The following is a 2,915-nucleotide window of genomic DNA, read 5'->3' on the forward strand; positions in this document are numbered from 1 at the left end:
GGCGCCACTTCTACACCTGCTTCATCAGCGACAAGGTCGGCGTGCACAACATGGACTGGTTCAACGAGGACATGCTGTGCTGGGAGTCCGACTTCCCGCACTCCGACAGCAACTGGCCGTTCGCGCCCGAGGACGTGCTGGCGACCATGGGTCACCTCGACGACGCGGTCATCGACAAGATCACCCACGAAAACGCGATGGCCGCTTACTCTTTCGACCCGTTCCGGCAAATCCCCAAAGAGCGGGCCCGGGCCGGGTACCTGCGCGCCCAGGCCACCGACGTCGACGTGGTCACCCACGTCGGGCACCGGGCCGGCCAGCGGGACCGCGACGCCTGGACGCGCATGACCCAGTTCGCGTTGCGGGCACAGGGAGCGCAGCCGGTGACCGCCGAGGTGACCGGGATCGCGGGACGCGCGACCACCCTGGGCAACTGACCGTGACGGTGCCCTTCGCCGACTGGCGCGTGCTGGAGTCGTCCAACGGCATCGCCGCGTCCTACTGCGGCAAGATGTTCGCCGACGCCGGCGCCGAAGTCGTCAAAATCGAACCACCACAGGGAGATTCGATGCGCCGCTGGTCGGCCGGCGGGGCGCCCGGAGCTTTGTTCGACTACCTCGCGGCCGGCAAGCGCTCGGTCGTCGGCCGCGACGAGGCGCAGATCGCCGCGCTGCTGGCCGGCGCCGACATCGTGGTCACCGACCTGACCGACGGGTGGACGCTCGAGGACATCACCGCCCACACCGGCCCGGCGGCGGTGGTGGTGGCCGTGACGCCGTTCGGGACGACGGGCCCCTACGTCGACGACCAGGTGGTCGCCAACGAGTTCATCCTGCAGGCGCTGTGCGGTTCGATCGCCGGACGGGGCTGGCCGGGCGACGAGCCCGTCCAGGCGGGCGGACGGCTCGGCGAGTGGCTGGCCGGCACGTTCGCCGCGGCGGTGGCCGCCGCGACGGCGCGGCACGCGTCGCTCAGCGGGCGCGGTGAGGTCGTCGACGTCTCGACCTACGAGGCGATGGCCATCGCGATGGGCGGCCTGTCCGCCATGTCGGCCAGCGTGCTGGGAGCGGATTCGCTGCTGCACCAACGCAGTCTGGAACTGCCGTCGATCGTGCCCACCGCGGACGGCCTGGTCGGGTTCTGCACCATCACCGCCCAGCAGTTCCAGGACTTCCTGGTGATGATCGAGCGTGCCGATCTGGTCGACGACGCCGACCTGGCGTCGTTCGCCGGCCGCGTCGAGCGCCGCGACGAGTTCCTCGACATGGTCACCCGCTGGACCCGGGCCCGCACCACCGCGGAGATCGTCGACATCGCGGTCGCGTTCCGAATACCGGTGGCCCCCATCGGCACGCCGGAGATGCTGCCGAAGATCGACCACTTCGTCGAGCGCGGCGTCGTCGTCGAATCGGCCGCCGGTTTCCTGCAGCCGCGGGTGCCGTATCGCAGCGATGCAATGACGACGATGCCGCCCCGGCGCCCGCCGCGGCTCGGCGCCGACAACGGCGGCGTGCGCTGGGCGCCGCGTCCCGCGCGATCCCCCGGCCCCGACTCGCTTCCGCTGGCGGGCATACGCGTGGCCGACTTCACCGCGTTCTGGGCGGGGCCGTTCGCCACGCAGCTGCTGGGCGCCCTCGGCGCCGACGTGATCAAGGTCGAGGGCGTGCGGCGCCCCGACGGGATGCGCTTCTCCGCCGGCCGCCCACCCACCTGGGAGCAGTGGTGGGAAACCGGCCCGGTCTTCTTGTGCAGCAACAACAACAAGCGGGGCGTCAGCATCGAACTCAGCACGGAGGCCGGCCGGGCCACCGCCCTGGACCTCGTCGCCGCCAGCGATCTGGTCATCGAGAACTTCTCGCCGCGGGTGATGGCGAACCTCGGCCTCGAGTGGGACGCCGTCCACGCCGCCAACCCGCGCGCCATCATGGTGCGCATGCCGGCCTTCGGTCTCGACGGACCGTGGCGCGACCGCGTCGGCTTCGCCCAGACGATGGAGCAGGCGACCGGAATGGCGTGGCGCACCGGGCACGGCGACGGCCCCCCGGTGATCCCGCGCGGTGTCTGCGACCCGATCGCGGGGCTGCACGCCGCGTTCGCCGCCGTGGCGGCGCTGACCATCCGCGACCGAGGCGGGACCGGCCTGCACGTCGAGTCCACCATGGTCGAGGCCGCGCTCAACGTGGCCGCCGAGCTGATCGTGGAGTACTCGCGCAACGGAATCGGGCTGCGTCGCAACGGGAACCGTGGGCCGGGGGCGTGCCCGCAGGGGCTGTACCGCTGCCGCGGGGACGACGAGTGGGTCGCGATCGCCGCCCTTGACGACGCCGCCCGGGCGTCGCTGGCGCGGCTGGTCGGCCTGGGCGACGCCGGACCGGATGAGGCCGGCACGTTCGTCGCGGACTGGGCGGCACGGCGTTCGGCGCCGGAGGCGGTCGCGGCGCTGCGCGCCGGCGGGGTGGCCGCGGCGCGGGTGACGCCGGCCGCGGAACTGCTGGACGATCCGCAGTTGCTCGCCCGCGGGTTCTGGGAAACGGTCGCCCACCCCGTCGCCGGCACGTTCCTGTGCACCGGGATGCCGTTCGCGTTCCGCGGCCGGCCGCGGCGCTGGATCCGGCGGGTGCCGCCGCTGTACGGCCAGCACACCGGCGAGGTGCTCCAAGGCCTGCTGGGACGAGACGAGCACGACCTGGCCGCGCTGCGGGCGGCCGGGGCCACCAGCGCGCGGCCGGCGGGCCTGTGACGTGGCCGTCACCCTGTGCGTGCCGCCGCGCGCCGGCGAGCTGTGCGCACCGGTGCGCTTCCTGCTGCGTCGGGACTCCGTGGTGATGGAACTGACCGCGCGCCACCGCATCACCGGCGTCGAATGGGACCAGGCCGAGCGGGCGGTCGCGATGACCGTCGAGATCACCGACCCG

2 protein-coding genes are annotated in these 2,915 nt (G+C 72.8%); both read left to right on the forward strand.

Annotation, left to right across the window (positions count from 1 at the left end; translation table 11 throughout):
* On the forward strand, nt 1–437 hold a 437-nt coding region (locus tag AC2VOP_RS17120), incomplete at its 5' end, for an amidohydrolase family protein (RefSeq protein ID WP_486962073.1).
* Nucleotides 438–439: 2 nt separating this feature from the next.
* Nucleotides 440–2,740: a CaiB/BaiF CoA-transferase family protein gene (locus AC2VOP_RS17125; protein WP_486962074.1), complete on the forward strand. Its 2,301-nt coding sequence runs from the start codon at nt 440–442 to the stop codon at nt 2,738–2,740.
* Nucleotides 2,741–2,915: the final 175 nt, after the last annotated feature.

It is taken from the genome of Mycobacterium sp. TH-M106 (assembly GCF_057473765.1).